Source organism: Melioribacteraceae bacterium (genome assembly GCA_035362835.1).
GTDB lineage: Bacteria > Bacteroidota > Ignavibacteria > Ignavibacteriales > Melioribacteraceae > DSXH01.
Genome location: DAOSDY010000001.1, coordinates 402,178 through 427,506, shown reverse-complemented (window position 1 = coordinate 427,506; position 25,329 = coordinate 402,178). Strand labels below are relative to the sequence as shown.

Genomic DNA, 25,329 nt, shown 5'->3' with positions numbered 1-25,329 from the left:
TTTTATCTGAAAGTTTATTGGAGTCTCATGTGATTAGAAAAATATTTATGGTTTATATACTTATTCACAGCTTACTGTTAGCTCAATCCAAATCCGGCATTTATACTATTACTGAGAATTTTGATACCGATCCCAAATGGGAAGGTGTGAATAATAGAGTTGAATGTACAGATTGCCCAACCATTACACAGAATTTCGGATGGGCTCCAACAAATAAAACCGGATTCGGCCCGGGTGAAATCGGGGGCATTATTTGGAAATCAACAACTCCCGCTTTTTATGCAATGCCGATTGGTCAACCGCTCAATTTCAAAAATCGTTTCTCTGCCTCCGGTAAACTTGCGGTAATTAATCCTCCTAAAGATGGCGCCGGCTTTTATATCGGATTTTTTAATGCCGAAAGACAGGGCTGGCGGGTCTGGTCTTCGTGCGGATTCAGAATAGGTGAAATGAAAGACGGCAAAGCACGCTTCTTTATAGATTATAAAACCGGAGAAGCAAACGGTGCTAATCTTTTTCCCGATACCGAGATTAAAGGTGACGGCTCTGTAAATTTCTGGAAGCTTGAATATGATCCGGATGCCTGTGTTGCCGATAACCCATGGCCGGATCCAAGGCTGCCGAAGTATTTCCAGAATAAAAAAGATAATGTTCCTACTAAGGATATCCTCGAACAGTTTGTTAAAGATGAACCGACTATGACCTTTGAAAAACTTGAGGAACTCCTGCTTAAAGCCCGCGACCTCGGTCTTGTTGACGACTGGTATAGAAAAGGATTATGGCATCTATGGACTCTGGAAAGAAATCCTGAGGAGATAAAAGGGAAAATTACTTTTACTTTCAACAACGAATCTGTCAGCTATTATATGCTGCCGGGTCATCAGGATATTCCGACTTTTATGGACCGCTTCGGCGTTTATAACTGGCAGATGTACACAGGTCACTTGGAATTTTATTTATCTGATCTGACCGTAAACGGAAAGAGAATAGATCTTTCCAATGATCCATACTGGCAGGGATTGAACAACAAAATTACTTTCGTTGAAAGAGATTTTCATTCCAGACATAATTTCGGTTATACACAAACAAACTGGGCCGGTTCAACACCCGGTGAGATCGGCGGCAGATTCTGGGGTACCGAAGTAATCGACCCTCTCCACGGTTATTATGCCGCAGATATTGGTGATCTTACTCTCGAAGACCCGGTCAAATTCTCAGGAAATATCTGCTTCCCTGAAGGCGCAGTTGACGGCAGAATGCTGATCGGATATTTCAATAAAGAATTAAAAATGGCTCCTATCGAAGGAGAATATAAAGGTAACCCTCCGCATAACTTCCTTGGTCTGGAAGTTATGGACCAGACAAAAAATGGTTACAATCTAACCCTGGTAGTTTCACCTAGTCAAGATATTTCTGAAGAAAAACGCGGTCCGGTAATTATTCCGGATAGAATACCAAGACCGTTTACATTTGAATACGATCCCGCTGCCGGGAAATTTGGAAAAGTTACAGTTCAATTCGATAATGAAACTTTCTCTTACGACCTTAAAGAGGAACAAAGAAAAACCGGTTCTAAATTCAACCGGTTTGGTTTAGTTAATCCGCGCAAAGGCGGTAAATATGTGGACGTTTATTTTGATGACCTTACATTCTCTTCAAGGAAACCGAAAGAAAAGATGGAAAAGTTCGATCAGAAAATAATTATTGAACCATATCCGGAAGGCGGAAGAAAGTATTATTAAAAATTTATCAATATTTATTGATGATCTCATTTATGCTAAATCATTATGAATAAAGGAGAAGATAAGATGAAAAAGTTTTTATTTGTTGTAATGCCTATAATTTGTTCGATAATATTTATTGGTTGCGAAAAAAAATCAATGTATCAGGGTCAGGAGATGGGAGAGTTCGCTCCTCCAGATGCGTACCTTGAAGGCAGCAAACATGCTTTCTACGGAAGTGAAAATGCCTGGGATAGAAGATTTTTTACAACTCAGCTAAAAGATGAGTATAAACGCCGCGGACAGAGACAGATGATCGACCTTATGGAAGGGAGACCATCCGATACCGAAAAATATTGCCGCGAACTTATCAGTGAGGATCCGAACGATCTCGAGTCCTACTTTAATCTTTCGGCAGCCTTAGCAATACTCAATAAAATCGACGAGGCAATGGATACCTTAAAGATAGCACTCAAAAAAGGTTTACCTTTCGATCGTTTTCTTGCTGGCCCGCGTGATGTATTGGAACCATTAATCTCATCAGAACAATTTAAAACTCTTGCCTCCAGGTATAAAACCAATATTCTGCACGGACCTATGCTCGGTAAAGTGACAGATAAAAGTTCGAGCTTCTGGGTCCGCACTATTAATGAAATTAATGTAAGTGTTAGGATAAGTAAGAATAAAAATTTGAAACCTTTTGTTGAATCTTCATCTGTAATGAGTAAAAAAGCAGATGATTACACCGCAATAGTAACTGCTAAAGATTTGTCTCCTGATACTGAATATTACTACCAGATGCTTGTTGATGGTAAAGTTGAGCCGGGTTCGCAGATTTACTCTTTTAAAACTTATCCTGAACAAGGCAAAGGAGCTAAATTCCAGATAGTATTCGGCGGATGTGCAGGTTATGCCTACTTCAACGAACGGATCTGGGATTCAATTAAAGTGCATAATCCCTTAGCTTTCTTATGGATGGGCGATAATGTCTACATCAACATGCCCACTTATCCAAATGCAGTTCACTACTATACGTACTATAGAAGGCAGTCAAGACCTGAATTTAAAAGACTTGTCTCTTCCACATCTAATTATGCTATCTGGGACGATCATGATGCAGCAACAGATGATGTCTGGCTGGGACCTTACAGGGATAAACCGGGCTGGAAAATACCCCTTCTCGAAAATTTCAAACAGAACTGGATCAATCCTTTCTACGGAACTGATGAATGGCCCGGTACATATTTCAATTTTACTATTGCCGATGTTGAATTCTTTATGCTCGATGTCCGTTTCTACCGTACTAATCCGTTCGAAGAAAATCCTTCGATGCTTGGACCAAATCAGAAAGCCTGGCTTCTTGATGTGTTAAAAAAGTCGACCGCAAAATTTAAAGTGCTTGCTTCCGGTGTACCATGGGCTTTCGATGCAAAAGCCGACTCGCGAGATACATGGAATGGATTCAAACAAGAACGAAAGGAGATTTTTGATTTCATCGCTCAGAATAATATTAATGGCGTTCTTCTCCTTTCCGGCGACAGGCACCGCACCGATATAAGAAAGATCGATCGCGATAACGGTTATACAATGTATGATTGGGAAAGCTGCAGGCTGACAAATACTCATGTAGCTCCTCTTGAGCACGGAGCGATATTCGAATACAACGAAAAACAGACTTTCGGAATTATCAAGTTCGATACTACTCTGCCCGATCCCACAGTAACTTTTGAACCTATGAGTATCGATAATGAAAAACTTTATGAGCATAAATTAAAACTGAGTCAGCTTTCCGGAAAAGGTTTATGATAAAACTTTTTCTAAATATTAAAATTCTGATTCTCTTTTCTGCTCTTTCTGTTTCTGCACAGTCGGTTTGGAAAGAATCCTCATTCAATGATTTTAAGGACGGACGCTTCCTCGATGCAGGCAGTAATGCTTATGTTTCTGCTAAAGGCCGGATTCAGATGATTACACGTTGGGACTTTAATAATGACGGTCATCTTGACCTATACATTCCGGGTGGTCATGGTTCCAATGAAAAAGAAAATATTTACGTCTATTTAAATAATGGTCTTGATATTGATGGCAGATCGAGGATCGAACTTCCGGGCGGAGGTTCACGGGACGGATTAATACTCGATTTTAATAAAGACGGCTTAAATGACCTTGCTGTTGTAAACTATGCGGACAGCCATTATCCAAAAGTACCCGCATGGATTTATTATGGTACTAAAAAAGGTTTTACCCCCTCCCAAAGAGTCGAATTACCGGCAGCATTCGGTACCTCCCTCGCTGCCGGTGATTTTAATAACGACTCCTGGATAGATCTCGCCGTCGGTTGTCAATTCTTCGAAGGCGATGATGAGAACTCACCTAAGAAATCTTTTATCTATTGGAATTCTCCGGAAGGATTCTCGCCAGACAGGAATCTCGAAATTTCTTTTAATAACCTTGGCGCAAAATCTCTGGCAGGCTGTGATCTGGATAATGACGGAATTACTGATCTGATATTTATGACGGGAGAAAAAACATATCTTCTTTTGTCTTCAAAAAAAGCTTTTGATAATCCTCTTAATTCCGTTTTATTAGATATCAGGGGACTCTCTGCATCATCAGGTGATATTAATAATGATAATTTGATTGACCTGGCCTTCTGCACAGCAAAAGGAATTATCATCTTTTACGGCAATAAAAATTTTAATTATAATCCGGCCGATTCATTTCTCCTTAGCGCAGATAATCCATCGGATGTTGTTATAAAAGATGTTAATAATGATGGTCTTGATGATATTATAGTTTCAAGAAGTACAAATTCGGGCGGCGCTTCGTGGACCGATTCTTATGTTATTTATTCGGATGGAAATAATTTCTCGTCAAATAAAAGAACTGCATTACCAACAATGGGCGCTGCAGGTGTAAGTTGCGGCGATCTTAACAACGACGGATTTCCTGAAATTGTTTTCAGCAACCAGAGAATCCTGAACCAAATGAATCTTGCTTCCTATGTCTATTGGAATGATAAGGGTTCTTTCCGTTTTGAGAACCATACACAGCTGGCAACACAGGGTCCGCACGGTAATACAATCGGTGATGTGAATAACGACGGTTTGCCCGATGTCGTCTTCTTCAATTATGAAGGCTATTTTCTGGATGGCCCAATTCTATCTCATATCTACTGGGGGGATGGATCAAGAAATTATTCCGAACAGAACAGAACCGAGTTTCATACTCATCAGATATTCGGATTTGGACACGCGGACCTCGACGACGATGGCTTTGTAGATCTTGTTATTGCGCGTCAGAAATTTTATAACTCGATCGATCATGAACAGAGCGGTATTTTGATTGAATGGAACAATAAAGGTTCCTTCAATACTCCAACGCAATTAACCATGGAACGCGGATACGGCGGCGTAAGATTAGCCGATATCAACCGGGACGGCTATCTCGATATTCTCGGAAGCGGTATTTGTGTCGATCTTGGAAATCCGGATAAGAATGGTTTCCCGATTTTCTGGGGTTCAAGTCTCGGGTATAGTATTAAAAACAGAACTGTCTTACATGCGCTCGGACAGAGAATGCGCGGACCTTTGTTGATGGATCTGAACAAGGATAACTGGCTCGATATAGTTGGACAGGTTGAAGACGGCAAAATCAGATTCTGGTGGGGTGATCAAAACGGATTTTCAAATGAAAGATATCAGGACCTGGCCCTCGGACGTAAAGATCATTTAATGTATATCAAAGGAGCCGATATTAATAACGACGGCTGGCTCGATCTGTTTCTTCCAAACCGCGGCGCTCCCGACGGAAGATTAAGTTCATCATTAATACTTTATGGTTCAGAAAACGGTTTTGATATAAATAACAAAGATGAAATCGCAACTTATGTACCGTATCAAAATACTTTTGCCGATATAAACAAAGACGGCTGGCTCGATCTTTTTGTCACAAGTTATGGAGGCGAAGTAAGAGGCAACCGTCCTTCGCTTCTCTATTACGGAAGTAAAAATGGATACAAAACTAAACCGGTTGAAATAGAATCTTATGGTTCTTCCGGATCGGAAATTCTCGATTTTGACGGCGATGGCTGGCTCGATATTCTTATTACAAATCACCGCAAATCCGGATCTTATTCTGAAGCTCAACCTCACCGGCATATCTGTCCAACTCTTCTCTATTGGGGCGGTCCGAACGGATTTTCCGGAGAGAACAGGAAAGAGTTTATTGCTGTCGGTCCCAGCGGTTTGAACCTTCGCGATGCCGGTAATAGTTATGATAGAAAACTTTACGAAGATTACTGTTCTTCGGTTTACAGAATCCCGGATTACCAGATTCCTTCGGTATTAAAATGGGAAGCCGATACTCCTTATGGCTCAAGTGTCCAATTTCAAATAAGAACATCTGAGGACGAATCTTTAATCGAAAATTCTGAATGGATTGGACCGGAAGGAAATAATTCCTGGTTTACAGAAAATGGAAGCGCAATTAAATATTTATCCGGAAAATATATTCAATACAGAGCAAGATTAATTTCTCCAAATGGTGCGGCCACACCATATCTGAATGCAGTCGAAATCTATTTCTCTAAAAAATAGTTATAAGCTCTTACAATTATTAGATGAAGAAACTTATCGTAATATTGATCTCTTTTATAACTGGAACGGTTCTAGGGCAATCGCTTTGGAAGGAGAACAGTTTTAAAGATTTTGCTGATGGTAAATTTACTGATGCCGGCAGTAATGCTTACGTTTCTGCTAAAGGCCGAATTCAGATTATTTCCCGTTGGGATTTTAATAACGATGGTTACCTAGATATCTTCCTTCCCACAGGTCACGCTCATACAGAAAAAGAAAACACTTATATCTATCTAAATAACGGAAGCGGAATCGACTCCCGTTCAAGAATTCAATTACCTGCCGCCGGTTCACGCGATGGATTAATTGCTGATTTTAATAAAGACGGATTCAATGACCTCGCTGTTGTGAATTTTAATGATAGCCATGCCCGAAGAATTCCGGCGTGGATTTATTTCGGTTCGCAAAACGGTTTTTCCGCTAATAACCGGATTGAATTACCTGCTGCAGACGGTACTTCAATTGCAGCAGGAGACTTTAACGGTGATTCCTGGCTGGATCTGGCGATAGGTTGCCAATTCTGGGATGAAAAAGACAGTGAATCTGCACCCCGTAAAAGCTTTATCTACTTCAATTCTTCTGATGGTTTTAAAAAGGAAAATTCTCTCGCGCTTTCTTTTAATGGTACCGGTGCTGTTGCGCTTGAGTCTGACGATATTGATAAAGACGGAATTGATGATCTCGTATTTATGACAAAAGAAAATCTCATTATTCTCCTTTCATCAAAAGACTCATTTGCGGATATATCAAAATCTCTTAAACTGAATATAACCGGAACGGCTCTCTCAACGGGCGATTTTAATGGCGATGATCAGATTGATATTGCCGTTTGCAGTCAGGAGGGAGTAACAATACTAAAGAATTCCGGTGATGCGGTTTTTAATCTATCAGAATCAATTCTTCTAAAAGTTAACAATCCGAGCGATGTTTCATTTGCTGATTTTGATAATGATGGATTCGATGATCTGTTTGTTGCCAATTTAACTTCAGTCGGCGGCGGAAGCTGGACAGATTCCTATCTCTTCTATTCGGATGGAAAAGGCTTTTCATCACGTAAGCCGGCGCTTCTTCCAACGCTTGGAGCCAGCGGTGTAAGCTGCGGCGACCTTAACAACGATGAATTTCCGGAAATTGTTGTAAGCAACAGATTTGTTACCAACCAGAAAAATCTTCTCTCATATGTATTCTGGAATGATAAAGGGAAATTCTTTTTTGAAAATCACACGCAGCTTCCTACTCAGGGTACTTACGCTAACACAATTGGCGATGCAAATAATGATGGTTTGCAGGATGTGATTTTCTTTAATGATTACGGATGGTTCTCTGACGGACCATCAATTTCAAATTTGTACTGGGGAGACGGTACGAGAAATTTTTCGGAATCGAGAACAACAAAATTCAATACTCACGAAATTTTCGGATTTGGGAATGCCGACCTTGACGATGACGGTAATGTTGAAATAATTATGGCTTCGCAGGCATTCAAATATGCTTTCATCGAAAATGTTGCTCACGATCAGGCATCTTTTATTATTAAGTGGAACATTAACGGAAAGTTCGAAGAAGAAACTTTTCTTACCACAACATTCGGGTACGGCGGTGTCAGGATAGCGGATATCAACCGCGACGGTTACCTCGATATACTTGGAAGCGGTAGCGCTCAGGATCTTACTAACCCGGGAAAGTACGGGCTCCCGATTTACTGGGGTTCACAAAGAGGATTTAGTTTCAATAATAGAACAGTCATTCTATTATCGACTCCCAAAATACGCGGTCCGCTGCTGAAAGACTTCAACAAAGACGGATGGCTCGATATTGCAGGTCAAATTGAATTCGGCAAAGTCAGATTCTGGTGGGGAGATGAAAGTGGCTTCTCAAATTTAAGGATCTCAGACTTGGATCTTGGAAGAAAAGATGAGTTAATGTATTTAAAAGCTGCCGATTTCAATAAGGATGGCTGGCTCGATCTCTTCTGTCCGAAACGCGGAGCTCCTGAGGGAGACCTCGGAAGTTCTTTTCTTTATTACGGTTCTGCTGAAGGATTTTCCAACAGAAGCCGGATTGAAATTCCAACTTATGTCGCTTACCAGAATTGTTTTGCGGATCTAAACAAAGACGGCTGGCTCGATATGTTTATCACAAGTTATGGCGGCGAAGTTAGCGGAAACCGTCCCTCTCTGGTTTATTACGGCAGTAAGGATGGCTTTGTCAGTGAAGCTGATAAAATTGAAACGCTGGGTCCTTCCGGTGTTGAACTACTTGATTATGACGGGGATGGCTGGCTCGATGCGCTTGTTGCTAATCACCGCAAATCCGGCTCCTACTTTGAACCGGAACCCCATAATCATTCCTGCGATTCGTTTTTATACTGGGGAAGTCCAGACGGATTTTCAAAAAAAAACCGGATTGAACTTCCGGCTCAAGGGCCATTCGGTTTAAACTTGCGCGATCCGGGTAACAGCTACGACCGGGGATTTTATGAGGACTATTTTTCTTCTATATATCAGGTGAATAGCAATGAAATTCCAGCGGCAATTAATTGGAAAGCCGAGACTCCCTTTGGAACTGAAATTCATCTTCAAATCCGCACATCAGATATGAAGGAGGATATTGAAAAGGCTGAATGGATTGGTCCAAACGGAAAAAATTCATGGTTCAAAAAATCCGGAAGTAAAATAAAAAATGTTTATGGAAATTTTATTCAGTACCGCGCTCGTTTGATAACGCCTGACTGTGCGGCATCGCCTTATTTAACTGAAGTAGAAATTTCTTTCTCAAAAAAATAGATCAAGTGTATTGCTGAGGGATATAACTCTATGGTAAAAAAGATAATATTAATAATTGCTTTCTTCCCAATTTTAGTTCCCGCGCAGAAAGTCTGGAAGCAGAATAGCTATAATGATTTTATAAAAGGTGAATTCAGTGATGCAGGCGCTAATATGTATGTATCCCACAAAGGAAGAATTCAACCTGTTAATAGATGGGATGTAAATAACGACGGTAATGTTGATATTCTTTCCGTTAATTCCCATCCTTTAATCGAAATGCTGGATATGTCTATCTATTGGGGAAATGGAAAAGACTTCAGTATTCAAAACCATTCTTATATCCCTGCTAACGGACCGATGTGGGTTACTCCTTCGGATCTGAATAACGACGGTAATGTTGACCTTGTTGTAGCGAATTATTCGAATGGCACCTGGACGGGAATGGAATCGTTTGTTTACTACGGCGGTTTGAATAAAGATTATGTTAAGAAGGAAGGCGAATGGGCCTTTTATCCTTTCAAAAAAAGAATTATGCTTGAAAGTTCAGATGCTCAGAAAGCAGCTGTAGGCGATTTTAACAATGACGGGTTCAAAGATATTGTTATTGCTTTTTCCGCCGGTTTCTGGGAGTACCGCGATAAAAGTAAGATTGGTACATCACCTTCAAGAATTTATTGGGGAAACAGGGAAGATTATAGTTGTAATAATTTTTCCGAGATTGCTACGTCAGGTGCAACTGATGTTGTAACCGCAGATTTTAATAATGACGGATGGTCCGACCTCGCATTTTCAAATAGTGAAGGAGATTTTTCATACGTCTACTTCGGCAGTAAGGAAGGGTTCAATGAAGAAAAATTAATTCAGCTTCCTACTGTAAACGCTCAGGCAGTTGAAGCGGTAGATATAAATAATGACGGCCTTATCGATCTGATCTTCGCAAACAGCGATGGCGAATCGTCCTGCGCTTACTTAAATACAAACAACACTTTTAACCCTGATCAGAAAATTCTATTTGAAACATTTACCGCTAAAGATATTGTTGCAGCGGATTTCAATAAAGATGGATTTGTGGATCTCTTTTTTACAAATCATCAACACTCTGTTACCGGAGATCCAAACCTGGCTAACCGGTTAATTCATTCATACCTCTATTTCGGCTCAGCAAACGGATTTAGTAAGGAAAACAGGCAGTCTATTCCTACAATCGGCGCATGGGGAGCTAATGCTGCAGATCTTAATAATGACGGCTGGATTGATCTACTCGTCTGCAATTTCCAGGAGCATTATTCATTTGAAGTACCTTCATTTATTTACTGGAACAGTCCATCCGGTTTTAAGGAGACAAATAGAACACCGCTCTTTGAACACGGAGCGCAGGGAAATGCAATTGCGGATTTTAATAATGATGGGCACCTCGATATTATAATTACCTCGATGATGGGAAACTCGCGCGGGGATTATGATCCTTCATTTCTATTCCTTGGTAGAGACGATGGCAGTATGGATGTTGAAAATAAAATTATACTTCCTTCACGCGAAGGGTATGAACAGGCATTTTCTGATCTTAACGACGACGGATTTGTTGATATAATATTACTCAACAGGGGAGAAACATACCGGACAGCTAATGAAGCGTGGATCTATTGGAATAAGAATAATGAATTCAGAACATGGAATGTAACTGGATTACCAAGTCTTAGCGGTCTAGGTGTTCAGGTCGCTGATCTGAATAAGGACGGTTTTCTTGATATAATAATTTCTAACGGAACTCCACATCTTAAAAAAGATAAAGTATGGCCCGGCTCATTTATTTATTGGGGAAGTGCACATGGCTGGGTAATTACTGACAGATCCGAACTTCCTACAAAAATGACAAGATCCTGTTCAATTGCAGATATTAATTATGATGGAAATCTGGATCTAATTTTTGGAGATCAAGCCGGCGGTTTGGCAATTGTTTTCTACGGTGACGGTTCAAGAAATTATGGAATTAAAAACTCCTGGCAATTTCCGAACAGTCAGGGTTCCGGTAATCCGGAAGCAGCGGATTTGAATAAAGACGGATTGCTCGATATTGTTTTTGCTCACGATAAAAATATTCTGGTCTATTACCAGCAGAAGGATTTTAAATACGGCAATCCTGTATCGCTTCCGGTTCAGGCGAAGACAATGGCAATCGGTGATGTAAATAACGACGGCTGGCTCGATCTTGTTTGTCCGCTATATAAAGACCGTAGTAACCGTTCCGGTTTTTCAACTGTTCTTCTTGGTAGTGTTAACGGATATCATCTCAATAACTCGCTCAAGTTTCATACTGACGGAGGCACCGGCTCGATGGTCTGCGATTTTAACCGGGATGGATTCATGGATCTCTTCTTCTTCTGCCACCGTGCCGATGGAAGTTTCGATGAGATCGGTAAGTACGGCGATCACCATACAAACTCGCTTCTCTATTGGGGCGGACCTGACGGATTCTCTTCCGATAACGTGCAGAAAATTCCCGGTATCGGTGCCCATTACGATATGGGTACAGATGTCGGAGATGTTTGGAATCGTAATAATATCTTCTATTATACTTCATCTCCCTACAACAGCAGAAATTCTAAACCTGTATCAATAAGCTGGGATGCAGAAGTTGGGAAATATTCTTCAGTTAAATTCCAGCTCCGTTCGGCTGATTCTGAAAAAGACCTTGAAAAAACAAGATGGACAGGGCCGGAAGGGGAGAATTCATTTTATTTGAACAGCGGTCAATCGATATTAAACCTTAAAGGTAAGTGGATACAATACAGGGCATACTTCGATACCGGCAACGGTGCCGGGGCGCCGGTTCTTAAAGAAGTAAAAATAACTTTTAATAAATAATCCGGTTTGTACCCGGAAGGAATTTCTGTTTATGAAAAGAATAATATTATTTACACTATTAATCTTATCAAATCTTTTTGCTCAAAATATAAAAGAGATCTCGAAGATTGGCCCCGCAACGGAACAGATTGATTTTTCAAAGTATAAAGAGATTTATTATGTGGATTGCGTGAAGGGTTCTGATAAAGATGGAACCGGATCAATAGATAAACCATTGGCATCTGTTATCTACGCGCTCGAAAAAGTCGTTGGTGCATCAGCAGAAAACCGGTTCGCAATTCTTGTCGCATCCGGAAGTTATTCAGGGTTCACTATTGTTATGAAACCTTTTGTTGACCTTTACGGAGGATTTCAATCAGGATCATGGAACAGAGAAATTAAAGCAAATAAAACTCTTCTTGACGGACAGAAAATGCGGCGCGTTGTAATGGGCGCCGACAATTCCTGTATTGATGGATTTACAATAAGAAATGGACTCTCCAAATCGCACGGGGGCGGCATACTCTGTGACGACACATCACCTGTTATAAGCAACTGCATAATAGAAAATAATTATGTAATGGAACCCGATAATTTTAATTATAGCCGGATCCATCAGAACGGAAATCACGGCGGAGGAATTGCCTGCTTGTACAATTCGGTCCCTGTTATTCGTAATAATATTTTCTATAGTAACGAAACATCTATCGGCAATGGAGGCGGAATAGCATTTTATGGATGGTTGAGAAATGATGCTGCGCCTCCTACTAAAATTTTAAGTAATAGAATGGAAGGCGGATGGCAGCCGCTCGTTGCGAATAATATTTTCATAAATAACACTTCCGGCGTTAATGATTGGGGCCGGACACGAAGCAGCAATGGCGGTGCCATTTCATGCGCTTATGAATCGAGGCCTGTAATCGAAAACAATTTGATCATCTGTAATCAGGCAAGAGGGAGAAGCGATGCGGGAGGAATCTACACCGAAAACTTCTCGTATCCGTTAATTAAGGGTAATTGGATTGTAGGTAATATCTCCGATGACGACGGAGGAGGGATTTATACTAACCATACCGGTCATGCTTTGATTACGCACAATTTTATCGCCGGCAACTGGACTGTTGGAAAAGGTGCGGGCGGAGTTCGTTTGTCTAAAGAGAGTAGAGCAACTGTCAAAGATAATATTATTGTCCACAATCAAACCGGCGGCGGTGTTCAATCGGTCGATTCTTATATGGAATTAGTCAATAATATTATCATGCACAATAAGGGCAATGTAAGTCTGCGCTACAGCAATGTCTTCAGCTATTTTGTCCCTTCTCTTATTGAAAATAATATAATCCTCGATAATGAAAACAAAATTTCGATTGAACTGAAGGAAGGGGAAAAGATCAATTTTAGAAGAAATAATCTTAATGAAAAAGTTGACGGAAGTAATAATAGCTACAATCCGGTTGAATTTGAAAATAATGAGATCAAAATAGAAATAGATAATTATCAATACAACCCTGAATCTTATCAGACTGTTGTAACTATCCGGACAGATACGGGTAGAAAAGATTTAACTGGAAGAGTGTTCAACAGCGGTGATTTCTGGAGTGTGATATCAAAGATTGAGGGGAATAAAATTTTCATGAACGGTAATGTTGAACTGAGAAATCCGCTGAAAACCGGAATAATTCTATCAGACTATAAAATAAGATCGGCTAAGAAATAGTTTAATCATAAAAACTCAGGAGGCGTTAATGCAAAATGTTGGTTTTACAACTACGGATATGATTATTGCGCTTGTATATGTCTTTGGCATAATAGGAGTGGGAATTTATTTCTCCCGCCAGCAAAAATCTGCCAAAGATTTTTTAATGGCTAACAGAAGCATGAGCTGGCTTCCGGTTGGTCTCTCCCTTATGGCAACTCTTACAAGTGCTGTTGGATATATGTCCTATCCTGCCGGAGCGTTTAAGGGAGGATTAATTCTGGCGTGGATGGCAATGTCGATTCCGCTTTCTTTCCCGCTTGTCGTATATGTATTCATGCCTTTCTATCATAAACTGAAAGTATATACAGCCTACGAGTATCTTGAAAAAAGATTCAATGACAAAGTCCGAGCGCTTGCAAGTATTATCTTTATTATCTGGAGAATTACTTGGATGGCAGCGGTAATTTATGTCCCATCATTAGTGCTAAATGTTGTATCCGATGGTAGAATTCCGATGGCTCCTTCTATAATTGTAATGGGATTTATCGCTACAGTTAAGACAGCGCTTGGTGGTGTAAAAGCTGTTATGTGGGGCGATGTTATTCACTCGTTTGTAATGTTTATCGGATTGTTCTTGGCAATATTTTTAGTTTTTCAAGCAGTACCGGGCGGATTTACCGAAGTTTGGAATACACTTGTTGAAGGTGGAAAAACTAAAATGACCGGCACAATGCCTGGATTTGAAGATGCGGGTTTCTTTGGTAAAATTCATTTGTACCTAATCACCGACTTCACGGTAATATCATTAATTGTTACTTATACTGTTCAGAAAATGGGTAACTATTGTGTCGATCAGGCGATGGTTCAAAGATATATAACTGCAAAGTCGCTTAAGGAAAGTCAAAAAGGATTTTATGCTAACGCAGGCGCCTATTTATTATATATCGCTCTGGTTACTTCTATTGGAGCCGGATTATATGCTGTTGCAAAACATCTTCAGTTCCCGGAAGGTATGCCGATCGATAATTATTTCCCGTATTTCATTGCTAACGTAATGCCGGTTGGAGTTACCGGAATTATGGTTGCCGCAATTTATGCTGCTTCACTTTCAAGTCTTGATGGCGGAATTAATTCTATCACTACAGCAATACTTAATGATTTCTATGCACGCTATAAACTAAAACAGCATAACCTCGAAATCGGAGAGGACTCGGATGCAGAGAAAGCACGCCGCTTGAGGATTTCCAGAATATCAACAATCTTTATCGGCATTGCAATTACATTCTTCGCATTCTTTGTAGGATTGCTAGGTGATATCTTTACATATTCGCAGAAACTAATAAACATGTTTACCGGCCCGCTATTCGGTGTGTTTATTCTTGGAATGTTTACAAAGCGCGCAACAGCACCCGGCGTATTAATTGGAGGATTGGTTGGATTCATTATGGGTTCCTTAATGGTGTTTGCAAAAAATCTTCACATTGATGCATTATCTGTTGGAGTTCTTTGGCCGGCAGCGCTGTCATTCTTTATTACGGTCATACTTGGTTACGGTTTAAGCATATTTATGGGCAAAAATAGTACCGAGGCGCTTAATTATACCCGTAAAAATGTTATGCTGAATAAAGATTTATAACTGAAAATTTTTGGTGGTAAATACTGAAAAATTTTAATTCGAGAAAATTTATGGATATTGGTGAAATAAGAATTCTTCAGAAGGTAGCACATACAGTACGAGCTCTTTCTGCCGACGCAATTGAAAAGCAGCAGTCCGGTCATCCCGGACTGCCGCTTGGCATTGCTGAACTCGGATCGTATCTCTTTGCAAAAGTGATGAAACATAATCCGGTTAATCCGTCCTGGGTGGGAAGAGACCGGTTTATTCTCTCTGCCGGTCACGGTTCCATGCTTCAATATGCGCTCCTTCATTTATCCGGTTATCAACTTAGTCTCAATGACATAAAGAATTTTCGCCTGCTTAATTCCAAAACACCCGGTCACCCTGAATATGGTGTAACTGCTGGAGTAGAAACAACTACCGGTCCGCTTGGACAGGGTATTGGAGCTGCAACCGGAATGGCGATTGCTCAAAAATTATTGGCTGCCCGGTTCGGGAATGAATTGTTTTCTTCAAAAATATATGTCCTTGCAGGTGACGGATGTATGATGGAAGGAATAAGTGCTGAATGCGGAAGTCTTGCTGGAAATCTTGGTCTTAATAATTTGGTGATCATTTATGATTCAAATGACATTTGTCTTGATGGACCTACAAGCGAATGCTTCAATGAAAATATCGCAGATCGTTATGAAGCCTACGGATTCAATGTCTTCACAATCGATGGCTACGACTTCAAAGAAATGGAACGGGTTTTTAATCTGGCTAAAGATGAAAAGATTAGACCTACACTAATAATTGCAAAAACTATTATAGGTAAGCATTCTCCATCCCGACAGGGTACATCAGCTGCTCATGGCAGATTTCTCGGACCGGAAGAAATGACTGCGTTTAAGAAATCGATCGGCTGGTCCGATACTCCCTTCTATATCCCTGATGAAGTGAAAAAGTATTTTAATAGCCTGAAACAAACCTTTGCTCAATATGAAGAGGAATGGAATAGTCTTTATAATAGAATAATACTCGGCGACCCTGAAAAATCGAAACTGTGGCGTGTGTTCTCTGAAAGAAAACTGCCGGAGAATTTTGAAGAATTAATCTGGAACCATGAGATCGGATCAGATCTTCCTACAAGAAAATATAATGAATCGATCATTGCCAAAGTGGCTGAGCTGCTTCCTTATTTTATTTCAAGTTCGGCTGATGTTGCAAGTGTTGATCTTACATGGCTTCCCGGAAATGAAATCGTCAATCGTGATAACTGGAACCGTCAGCAGATGAAGTTCGGCGTTAGAGAGTTTTGTATGGCCGCATGTGCTTATGGTATGCAGCTCCACGGAATGATCCAACCTGCGATAGGTACTTTCCTTGTCTTTTCCGATTACATGAGGAATGCTATCAGGATGAGTGCCCTGATGCGGCAGAGGGTTATCTACATTTTCTCTCACGATTCAATCTTAATTGGTCAGGATGGACCGACTCATCAGCCGGTTGAGCATCTTATGTCGCTCCGCTTGATCCCCAATCTTATAATGATCAGACCCGGCGACGAAAACGAATCTAAAGCAGCCTGGGCTATGGCTTTTCAGATTAATGACGGTCCGGTTGCTTTGTGTTTTACCAGGCAGCCTGTCGATTCATCAGTAAAAAAATATACAAATGAACTGGCGGGAGAGGGCCTTAAGCGCGGGGCTTATCTTCTATATGGAAATCATAACAGTCATGTGAATATTGAAATATTCGCTTCAGGCTCGGAAATTAATCCTTCCTTCATTGCAGCTCAGAAACTGGAAACTGAAGGATACAGTGTTAGACTTATTTCGGTTCCCAGCTGGGAATTATTTGACCGGCAGGATGATGAGTACAAAAAATTTATTCTCGATTGTAAAGCCAATCTTAAAGTAAGTGTCGAGGCGGGTGTCGGTCTCGGCTGGCAGAAGTTTGTTGGACAGAACGGACTGATTATTTCCCAGGAAACTTACGGTGCCTCGGCACCCGAACCTGTTATGGCTGAACATTTCGGATTTACCGCCGATAAAATTTTTAAAAAAATTATTGATTCCTTTAACACAGTAGTTAAACAAATTGCGGTCTGAAAAATAAAAAGGAATACTGAAATGAATGATCTTTTTAATATCTCCGGTAAAATTGCTCTCGTTACAGGCTCGGCTCGCGGAATCGGATTAACACTTGCAAAAGGATTAGCGCGCGCCGGCTGTCAAGTGATTATTAATGACCGGGCGAAAACACGTCAGAATCAGACGGTAAGTCATCTCCATAAAGAGGGATTTACTGCGTTCGGTTCTGAGTTTGATGTAACTCATGAAGATGAAGTTATTTCTCATATTAATACTATTGAAAAAGAGATCGGGCCCATCTCAATCCTTGTTAACAATGCAGGCATTCAGATCCGCTCGCCGCTTGAGGACTTTAAACTTCACGACTGGCAGAAGATAATGGACGTTAATCTGACAGGCGCCTTTATCGTATCGAAAGCTGTTGCAAAATATATGATCAAAAGAAGGGCTGGTAAAATCATTAATATCTGTTCTATTCAAAGCGAGCTTGCGAGGCCTACCATCGCACCTTATACTGCCTCGAAAGGCGGATTGAAAAATTTAACTAAGGGAATGGCAACAGATTGGGGCAAATACAATATTCAGTCGAACGGAATTGCACCGGGGTATTTCAAAACTGATATGACCAAGTCCCTGTATGAAGATGAAAAATTTGATTCCTGGCTCAGGTCTAGAACTCCTGCAAACAGATGGGGCGATCCGGAAGAACTTGTCGGCACTCTCGTTTTTCTTGCTTCAGGCGCTTCCGATTACGTTAACGGTCAGATTATTTATGTAGACGGCGGCATGCTCGCTTGTGTTTGAAATTGATTGTCTTAATTAAAACTGTTCAATGTAAAACCTGAATTGAATATGAATAGCAGACAGAATGACATTTATAAAGAAAAACATCTGATGTTCTGGTCTTTAGAAAAAGTTAAAAGACCGTTGATTGGATTCACGGTTGGGTTAGGACAGGATTCATGGAGTTATTGGCAGGATAATAAAGCTGCGCAGGCTCTTCTTAGTTTAAATGAAATATTACCGGAGAATATCTCGCCAGTTGATTTTATTGAAGATCAAGTAAAGTATTTAAAATTAACCGAAGAAATCGGTGATGATATAATAAGATCTGCCATGCCGCTTGCTTCCATTCCTTGGATGGAGGCAATCATTGGCTGTAAAATTATTTCAACAAAGGATTCTATCTCAGCTGTTAAAATTGATAATGACATTAATAAGATCGAAATCACTCCGTTTGATGTGAATAATAATTGGATTCAGAAATATTTTGATTTTTTTAATCTGTTTGATAAAACACTTAAAGGGAGCGCCCCGGTTGGACAATCGATTATCCGGGGGCCGTCGGATCTTTTGTGTGCGGTTTTGGGAACGGAAAATGCCGCAATCTCTCTAATTGATGAACCTGAAAAGGTCCGCAAATTGCTAAATCAGATTACAGATTACCTCGAATTGTTTTTCGGCCTCCATTTGCAAAAGCTTCCAAAGTTTCTGGATGGATATGTTATCGGACAGTATGAATTATGGTCGCCTGAGCCCCCGATTAGAATCCAGGAGGACTCTTCCAATCTGTTTTCCATGGAGATGTATAAAGAGTTTCTTCAGAACCTGGATAAAAGACTAGCAGGAATTTCAAATTATACTTTAATTCACCTTCATTCATCTTCACTTCATTTAATAGAACAATTTCTCGAAGTTGATCAGATACGGGTTTTTCAGATTACAAAAGATCCCAATGTAATTTCATTGGAAATTATGATGGATGCTTTAAAAAAAATACAGGATTCCCGTATACCATTAGTTGTTAAAGGCCGGTTTTCCGGCGAGGATATTCGACTGATAAAATCGAATTTATCTGCGTCAGGTTTGTGTGTTCAGCCGGTAGTTAAAAATTTTCAGGAGATCGATGAATTAATGTCTCTATTAACCATCTGAAAATAATTTTATGATAAGTAAAAAATAAATCAAAATTCTTTGAAGAGGAGATATGGAAAGAAGAGAATTTATTTCTAAACTCGGACAAATCGGAATAGGTGCCGTTGGTTTATCAATGCTGCCTGATATGGTTAGAACTTCTATTGCCAAGAACGGAACACTGCCTAATATAGTTTTCATAATAGCTGATGATATGGGCTGGAACCAGACTGGGTATATCGGGTCAAAGTTTTATGAAACTCCGAATATAGACTCCATTGCACACGAAGGAATCTATTTTACACAGGCATATGCACCGGCTCCTACATGCTCACCTTCAAGAGCCGGCATTATGACTGGAAAATATCCCGCAAGATTGAATTTGACCGAATATATTCCCGGCGATCAGTACCCGTGGGCAAAACTGAAATGCCCTAAAATGGTCGAACGTCTTCCCCTTGAAGAAACAACGATTGCGGAAATGATGAAACCTCTGGGGTATAAAACAGCAATGGTTGGAAAGTGGCATCTTAACATTGATAAGAATTATAAACCGGGCCGACTCGGAGATGCCGGCTCTCAGGGTTTCGATGTCGACTATCCCAATGATAAACCGGAACCAACAGATGATCCCACAAACGATGCCCATCATGCAATTGAGAATACTAATGAAGCTCTTAAATTTTTAGATGCCAATAGTGACCAGCCTTTCTTCCTTTATCTTGCTTATTCCATTCCTCACAGGCCTATCATGGAACATCCTGATCTTATCTATAAATACCAGTCTAAAGAGGGGTCGGACAAATTAATAAACAATCCGATAATTGCGGCAATGATTGAAAGAATGGACAGCCAGATCGGAAGGGTTCTGAAAAAAATTGACGATTATAAATTAAGAGACAATACAATTGTAATATTCTATTCGGACAATGGAGGATACGACAAGCTTCAGGCGCAGGATCCTTTAAGAGGCGGTAAATCCATGCTGTACGAAGGCGGTATCAGAGTGCCTCTTGCAGTTAGATGGCCCGGTGTAATTAAATCCGGATCCAAATGCGATCTGCCTGTAACAGGTATCGACTTTCTTCCCACTTTCGCTGACATTCTTGGAATTAAATCGATTCCTGAAAATGTGGACGGTGTAAGTTTTCTGCCGCTACTCAATCAGTCCGGTGAATTCAAGAGGGATGCAATTTACTGGCACTATCCGCATTACCATCGATTCGGTTATATGCCGTCTGGTGCTATCAGAGAAGGCCGGTACAAATTAATTGAATGGTATGAAAAATCATTCTTTAATCAAACTAAATCGGTTTCGTTATTCGATATTGTCAGTGATATCGGCGAAACAAATGATCTCTCGGAACAAATGCCGGAAAAAACGAAAGAACTTTGGGATAAACTGAAATCATGGCGAAAGAAAGTTGATGCTAAAGAAATGAAAATTAATCCAGACTATGATCCCAAGCGTGCACTTTTTTGGAGAGAGGGTCTTGATCCGAAAAGTGCTGAATCTATTGGTCAGTATTATTAACAGTTATCCTGAATGGAGTATATACAGTTAAAGAAAATTTGAATGTGGAATATTCTAAGGAAAAAATTGTGGAAGCTGAAACTCAAATTAAAAATCTGGAAGAAGCCGCAAGACAATTGAGAGCCGATGTTATTAAAATCTACGGCAGATACGGCTCGGGACATATCGGCGGATCACTTTCTGTAATAGAGATTATCTCCGCACTCTACTTTAATGAAATGAAATATGATCCGCGTAACACATTCTGGGAGGATAGAGACCGTTTCATTTTATCGAAAGGCCACGGTTGTTTTGCTCAATATGCCGCTCTTGCAAAGTTGGGTGTTTTGTCGCAGGATGATTTGAAACATCCTTATAAAATTGACGGACCGATGCAGGGGCATCCTGAATTCGGAATTACACCGGGTGTCGAAGTAAGCACTGGTGCTTTAGGGCAGGGTTTATCGGTCGGCATCGGTATGGCTGTCGGGGCCAGGATCCAGAACAAATCTTTTCGTGTCTATGTGGTGTTGGGTGACGGCGAACTTAATGAAGGTCAGGTTTGGGAAGCCTTTATGCTGGCTCCGCGTTATAAACTTGATAACTTAGTTGCATTCGTAGATCAAAACCGGTTCTCATTGACAGATAGTACCGAAGTAGTTCTTCCATCCGGGCCGCTCGATAAAAAACTCGATGCATTCGGATGGCATGTAATTTCTGTTGATGGCCATTCTATTAGAGAGATCTTTTATGCGCTCCAGACTGCTAAAAAAATAAAAGAAAAGCCGACAGTTATTATTGCCCATACAATTAAAGGGAAGGGTGTTGAATCAATTCAAAATACTGCCGTGAGCCATTCCACTAATCTACCCAGGGAGGATGCTGTTAAAGCTCTTAAAGAACTCGGCCTATCTGACGAGGAGATTGAAGAGGGATTAAAGAAGTGATTTTTTTCTAAAGAATTTGAAAATATTATGGAGAATATATGTCTGAACTTATTGCCCCGCGTGATGTACTCGGACAAACATTAATCGAACTCGGAGAACAGTATCCGTCTCTCGTATTGCTTGACGCTGATTTTAATACTGCATCAAAGACTGCTCCTTTTGTTAATAGGTTCCCGGAACGATTCGTTCAGATAGGAATTGCAGAACAAAATATGATGGGAGTTGCAGCGGGATTAAGTACGACTGGTCTGCTCCCGTACGTCTGTACCATAGCTGCCTTTTGCTCAAGACGTGCCTGCGACCAGGTTATGGTCTCTATTGCTCTGGCAAATTTTAATGTAAAAATATTGGGAGTTTATGCCGGGCTATTCGTCGGATTGAACGGAGCCAGTCATCAATCCCTAGAAGATATCGGGATTATGCGTTCTATGGCTAATATGACGGTGCTTCAACCCGCTGATGCATTCGAGACTAAGGAAATATTAAAATATGCTGCTGTTCATAAAGGTCCGATGTATATACGAATCGGTCGTGACCCTGTTGCCCGGGTAGTACCTGAAGGATATCAATTCCGACTCGGGAAATCTGTTACTCTTAAAGAGGGAAGCGATGTAACTCTGATTTCTTACGGAGACCTGATGGGTGATACACTTGAAGCTGCCGTTATGCTCGAAAAAAAAGGAATTAATGCGCGTGTAATAAATATGAGTTCAATTAAACCGGTTGATGTTGATGCTATTGTTAAAGCCGCCAAAGAAACCGGTCGGATTGTTACTGTAGATAATCACAATATATATGGTGGAGTCGGTTCTGCAGTGTGCGAAGTTGTTGCCGAACATTATCCTGTTAAGGTAAAAAGGATGGGTGTTAAGGATCTTTTCGGCAAATCAGGAACAAACGACGAGATGAAAGAGAAGTTTGGTTTAAGAAGTATTGATATTGTTAATCAGACTATAGAATTCCTCAAATAGTAAGAGATCTTTAATGAAGAAAGAAAAAAAATACTCCGGTGTTGTTGTACCAATGCTTACGCCTTTCAATAGTAATGGCAGTGTTGACCTTGTAGCAGTTGAAAAAATAGTCGATAACTTTTTAGCAAAAGGAGTGTTTCCGTTTGTACTCGGAACTACTGGCGAAGGTCCTTCAATTTCTATTAGAGAAAAAAGAAGACTTGTTGAATTCACCTGTAAAAAATATTCAGGTAGGACAATTATTTACGTTGGACTTTCGGGTAATTGTGTTGAAGAATCAATTGAATCGGCTAAAGAATTTATTGATTTAGGTGCGGATGTAATTGTCTCTGTTGTCCCGAGTTATTTTGCGCTTAAACCTGACCAGATGCAGAAATACTTTGAGACGGTTGCCGACTCAATTTCTAAACCGATGATCATTTACAATATTACTGCAACAACTCATATGTCTATCCCGCTTGAAGTTGTTGAAAAGCTGAGCCGTCATTCAAACATAGTCGCGTTAAAAGATTCGGAACGGGATTTAGAGCGTTTAGATAAGTCAATTGAAATGTTTAGAGACAGAGAGGATTTTTCTCATCTTATTGGTTGGGCTGCTAAAAGCTGTTATGGACTTTCAAGAGGATCGGACGGTTTGGTACCCAGTACAGGTAACATGACGCCGGGTATGTTTAAGATGATGTATGATGCTGCACGAGAAGGAAATCTTCCTCTAGCAGAAAAAATGCAGTCCGAAACTGATCTTCTTGCATCGGTTTATCAATCAAACAAAACACTTGGTGAATCCCTGGCTGCCGCAAAAATATTAATGAAAGAATTCTTGCTCTGTGAAGAATATGTTCTTCCCCCTTTAACTCAACTTGATAGAAAGATTACTGATGAAATAAAATCTCAGTTGATAAAACTACAAGAGAAAATTGAATTCTATTAAATAAGGAGAACCGTATGTATGCCGAAACCCTCCATTGGATTGATTACATAGTAATTATCCTTTCATTAGTTGTTTCACTCTATGTTGGTTTTTACTTTGTTAAAAAGCAGACTAGTACAAATGCCTATTTTGCCGGTAGCAGATCTATTCCTTCATGGGCTGTCGGTATGTCTATTCTTGCCACTTTGATCAGTAGCATTACCTTTCTTGCATATCCCGGAGAAGGTTTTAAATCAAACTGGATTTTACTGGTTCAGGCAATAATGGTTGTGATAGTTTTATCAGGACTGGTCTGGTTTGTTGTTCCGCTCTTCAGAAAAGTAATAGGAATAAGTACATATGAATATTTTGAAAAGAGATTCGGGTTTTTTGCGAGAATCTATACATCACTCGCATTTACATTTACTCACTTTACTAAAATGGGAACGGTCTTTTTTCTTATGGGGCTTGCGTTATCAAGTATGACAGGAATGGATACTCTGTCAGTAATCTGGGTGATCGGAATTGTTGTAATAGTTTTAACCATGATGGGCGGAATAGAAGCTGTAATATGGCTTGATGTAATTCAGGGTTTTATGCTAATTGGAGGAGGTTTAATTGCTCTGGCTCTTATCCTGTTTATTCCGGAGGGAGGTCCCGGTGCTGTAATTGCGAATGCTATTGAGAATAATAAGATCGGTTTCGGCCCTTATGATTTTGATTTTGCAAAGCTTACATTTTTTGTAATGGTATTAAACGGAATCTTTTACGGTATTCAGAAATATGGAACCGACCAGACAATTGTTCAAAGATATCTTACTGCCAAATCCGAAAAAGGCGCTATCAAAGCGGCTTTAATGGGTGTTCTTTTGAGTCTCCCTGTCTGGGCTCTCTTTATGTTTATCGGCACGGCGCTATTTTCATTTTATCAGGTTACCGATTTTACTCTGCCGGAAGGATTAAAAGCCGATCAGGTTTTTCCCTATTTCATTACAACTCAGGTGCCTCCCGGTTTGACCGGATTGATTTTATCTGCTCTAATTGCTGCGGCTATTTCAAGCCTTGATTCCGACTTGAACTGTCTCTCTGCAGTTGGTGTAACCGATTATTATACACGATTAAAACCTGATGCTACAGACCAGCAGAAACTGAAGGTTGGAAGATGGATTGTTTTTTTCTCGGGCCTGGCTGCTCTGATAATTGCGACTGTTTATGTCTATGCGGGCGGTGAAGGAGTACTCGGAATTGTATTTGAACTTTATGCGATCTTCTCGGGTGGTATAGCCGGAATCTTTATACTCGGATTATTCAGCAGGAGAGCAAACAAGCACGGTTTGTACATCGCTATTGTAATCTGTGTAATATTTACATCTTATGCAGTCCTTACTTCAACAAAAGTTGACGGAGAGCCGATTCTCAATCTTGGCCCCATGAATTTTCCGCATCACAAATATATGCTGGGCGTTTATACTCACTTTATAATAATTATCGTCGGCTATCTGGCCAGTCTTTTTTATAAGTCGGATGTGCCGCATGAAGAACTTACTATTTACTGGTGGATAAAAAACAGAAAAGCGATCGGGAAAGCTGATCTGTAATAGATTTTCAATTTTGTTTTTCCCTTCTCTTTCTTGGTTACTATAATCCGGGAGACTCTCCCCATCTTCCGGGTACCTCTGGAATGAGCCGGTGGATTACACCGGCTCCCTCTA

General features: G+C 40.3%; 15 protein-coding genes. All 15 read left to right on the top strand.

Annotation, left to right across the window (positions count from 1 at the left end; translation table 11 throughout):
* The first annotated feature begins 29 nt into the window (after positions 1 to 29).
* The 15 genes from PLZ15_01930 (at position 30) to PLZ15_01860 (ending at position 25,215) form a co-directional block, all read left to right on the top strand.
* On the top strand, positions 30 to 1,742 hold the full coding sequence (locus PLZ15_01930; protein ID HOI28491.1) for a hypothetical protein: 1,713 nt from the start codon (positions 30 to 32) through the stop codon (positions 1,740 to 1,742).
* A 66-nt stretch (positions 1,743 to 1,808) separates the two neighbouring features.
* Positions 1,809 to 3,527, top strand: a complete 1,719-nt coding sequence (locus PLZ15_01925) for an alkaline phosphatase D family protein (GenBank protein HOI28490.1) — start codon at positions 1,809 to 1,811, stop codon at positions 3,525 to 3,527.
* The gene (locus PLZ15_01920; protein ID HOI28489.1) at positions 3,524 to 6,319 is read left to right on the top strand and encodes a VCBS repeat-containing protein; all 2,796 of its coding nucleotides are present in this window, start codon (positions 3,524 to 3,526) and stop codon (positions 6,317 to 6,319) included. The genes PLZ15_01925 and PLZ15_01920 overlap by 4 nt, the downstream gene beginning before the upstream one ends.
* 23 nt (positions 6,320 to 6,342) lie before the next feature.
* Positions 6,343 to 9,144 carry a VCBS repeat-containing protein gene (locus tag PLZ15_01915; protein ID HOI28488.1) on the top strand — a complete coding sequence of 934 codons (2,802 nt, stop codon included), beginning with the start codon at positions 6,343 to 6,345 and terminating at the stop codon, positions 9,142 to 9,144.
* A 30-nt stretch (positions 9,145 to 9,174) separates the two neighbouring features.
* Positions 9,175 to 11,991, top strand: coding sequence for a VCBS repeat-containing protein (locus tag PLZ15_01910; protein ID HOI28487.1), 2,817 nt, complete (start codon positions 9,175 to 9,177; stop codon positions 11,989 to 11,991).
* A gap of 31 nt (positions 11,992 to 12,022) precedes the next feature.
* The gene (locus tag PLZ15_01905; GenBank protein HOI28486.1) at positions 12,023 to 13,687 is read left to right on the top strand and encodes a right-handed parallel beta-helix repeat-containing protein; all 1,665 of its coding nucleotides are present in this window, start codon (positions 12,023 to 12,025) and stop codon (positions 13,685 to 13,687) included.
* Between the two features lie 28 nt (positions 13,688 to 13,715).
* Complete coding sequence (locus tag PLZ15_01900) at positions 13,716 to 15,305, top strand: sodium/solute symporter (protein ID HOI28485.1); 1,590 nt, start codon at positions 13,716 to 13,718, stop codon at positions 15,303 to 15,305.
* Positions 15,306 to 15,355: 50 nt separating this feature from the next.
* Positions 15,356 to 17,380: a transketolase gene (gene tkt, locus PLZ15_01895; protein ID HOI28484.1), complete on the top strand. Its 2,025-nt coding sequence runs from the start codon at positions 15,356 to 15,358 to the stop codon at positions 17,378 to 17,380.
* Positions 17,381 to 17,401: 21 nt separating this feature from the next.
* Positions 17,402 to 18,166 (top strand): SDR family oxidoreductase, encoded by a 765-nt coding sequence (locus PLZ15_01890; protein ID HOI28483.1) that lies wholly within the window; start codon positions 17,402 to 17,404, stop codon positions 18,164 to 18,166.
* A 48-nt stretch (positions 18,167 to 18,214) separates the two neighbouring features.
* Positions 18,215 to 19,297 carry a hypothetical protein gene (locus tag PLZ15_01885; protein ID HOI28482.1) on the top strand — a complete coding sequence of 361 codons (1,083 nt, stop codon included), beginning with the start codon at positions 18,215 to 18,217 and terminating at the stop codon, positions 19,295 to 19,297.
* 52 nt (positions 19,298 to 19,349) lie between these two features.
* Positions 19,350 to 20,810, top strand: a complete 1,461-nt coding sequence (locus tag PLZ15_01880; protein ID HOI28481.1) for a sulfatase — start codon at positions 19,350 to 19,352, stop codon at positions 20,808 to 20,810.
* 68 nt (positions 20,811 to 20,878) lie between these two features.
* Positions 20,879 to 21,736, top strand: coding sequence for a transketolase (locus PLZ15_01875; GenBank protein ID HOI28480.1), 858 nt, complete (start codon positions 20,879 to 20,881; stop codon positions 21,734 to 21,736).
* A gap of 38 nt (positions 21,737 to 21,774) precedes the next feature.
* Positions 21,775 to 22,707, top strand: a complete 933-nt coding sequence (locus PLZ15_01870) for a transketolase family protein (GenBank protein ID HOI28479.1) — start codon at positions 21,775 to 21,777, stop codon at positions 22,705 to 22,707.
* Positions 22,708 to 22,720: 13 nt separating this feature from the next.
* Positions 22,721 to 23,638, top strand: coding sequence for a dihydrodipicolinate synthase family protein (locus PLZ15_01865; GenBank protein HOI28478.1), 918 nt, complete (start codon positions 22,721 to 22,723; stop codon positions 23,636 to 23,638).
* Positions 23,639 to 23,652: 14 nt separating this feature from the next.
* Positions 23,653 to 25,215, top strand: a complete 1,563-nt coding sequence (locus PLZ15_01860) for a sodium:solute symporter (protein ID HOI28477.1) — start codon at positions 23,653 to 23,655, stop codon at positions 25,213 to 25,215.
* Positions 25,216 to 25,329 lie beyond the last annotated feature (114 nt).

What these genes read in the sequence shown, in the direction of transcription:
- PLZ15_01865 (HOI28478.1), top strand. Translation starts at nt 22,721, where the DNA reads ATGAAGAAAGAAAAAAAATACTCCGGTGTTGTTGTACCAATGCTTACG.
- tkt (HOI28484.1), top strand. Translation starts at nt 15,356, where the DNA reads ATGGATATTGGTGAAATAAGAATTCTTCAGAAGGTAGCACATACAGTA.
- PLZ15_01920 (HOI28489.1), top strand. Translation starts at nt 3,524, where the DNA reads ATGATAAAACTTTTTCTAAATATTAAAATTCTGATTCTCTTTTCTGCT.
- PLZ15_01860 (HOI28477.1), top strand. Translation starts at nt 23,653, where the DNA reads ATGTATGCCGAAACCCTCCATTGGATTGATTACATAGTAATTATCCTT.
- PLZ15_01925 (HOI28490.1), top strand. Translation starts at nt 1,809, where the DNA reads ATGAAAAAGTTTTTATTTGTTGTAATGCCTATAATTTGTTCGATAATA.
- PLZ15_01905 (HOI28486.1), top strand. Translation starts at nt 12,023, where the DNA reads ATGAAAAGAATAATATTATTTACACTATTAATCTTATCAAATCTTTTT.
- PLZ15_01910 (HOI28487.1), top strand. Translation starts at nt 9,175, where the DNA reads ATGGTAAAAAAGATAATATTAATAATTGCTTTCTTCCCAATTTTAGTT.
- PLZ15_01870 (HOI28479.1), top strand. Translation starts at nt 21,775, where the DNA reads ATGTCTGAACTTATTGCCCCGCGTGATGTACTCGGACAAACATTAATC.
- PLZ15_01900 (HOI28485.1), top strand. Translation starts at nt 13,716, where the DNA reads ATGCAAAATGTTGGTTTTACAACTACGGATATGATTATTGCGCTTGTA.
- PLZ15_01890 (HOI28483.1), top strand. Translation starts at nt 17,402, where the DNA reads ATGAATGATCTTTTTAATATCTCCGGTAAAATTGCTCTCGTTACAGGC.
- PLZ15_01880 (HOI28481.1), top strand. Translation starts at nt 19,350, where the DNA reads ATGGAAAGAAGAGAATTTATTTCTAAACTCGGACAAATCGGAATAGGT.
- PLZ15_01885 (HOI28482.1), top strand. Translation starts at nt 18,215, where the DNA reads ATGAATAGCAGACAGAATGACATTTATAAAGAAAAACATCTGATGTTC.
- PLZ15_01915 (HOI28488.1), top strand. Translation starts at nt 6,343, where the DNA reads ATGAAGAAACTTATCGTAATATTGATCTCTTTTATAACTGGAACGGTT.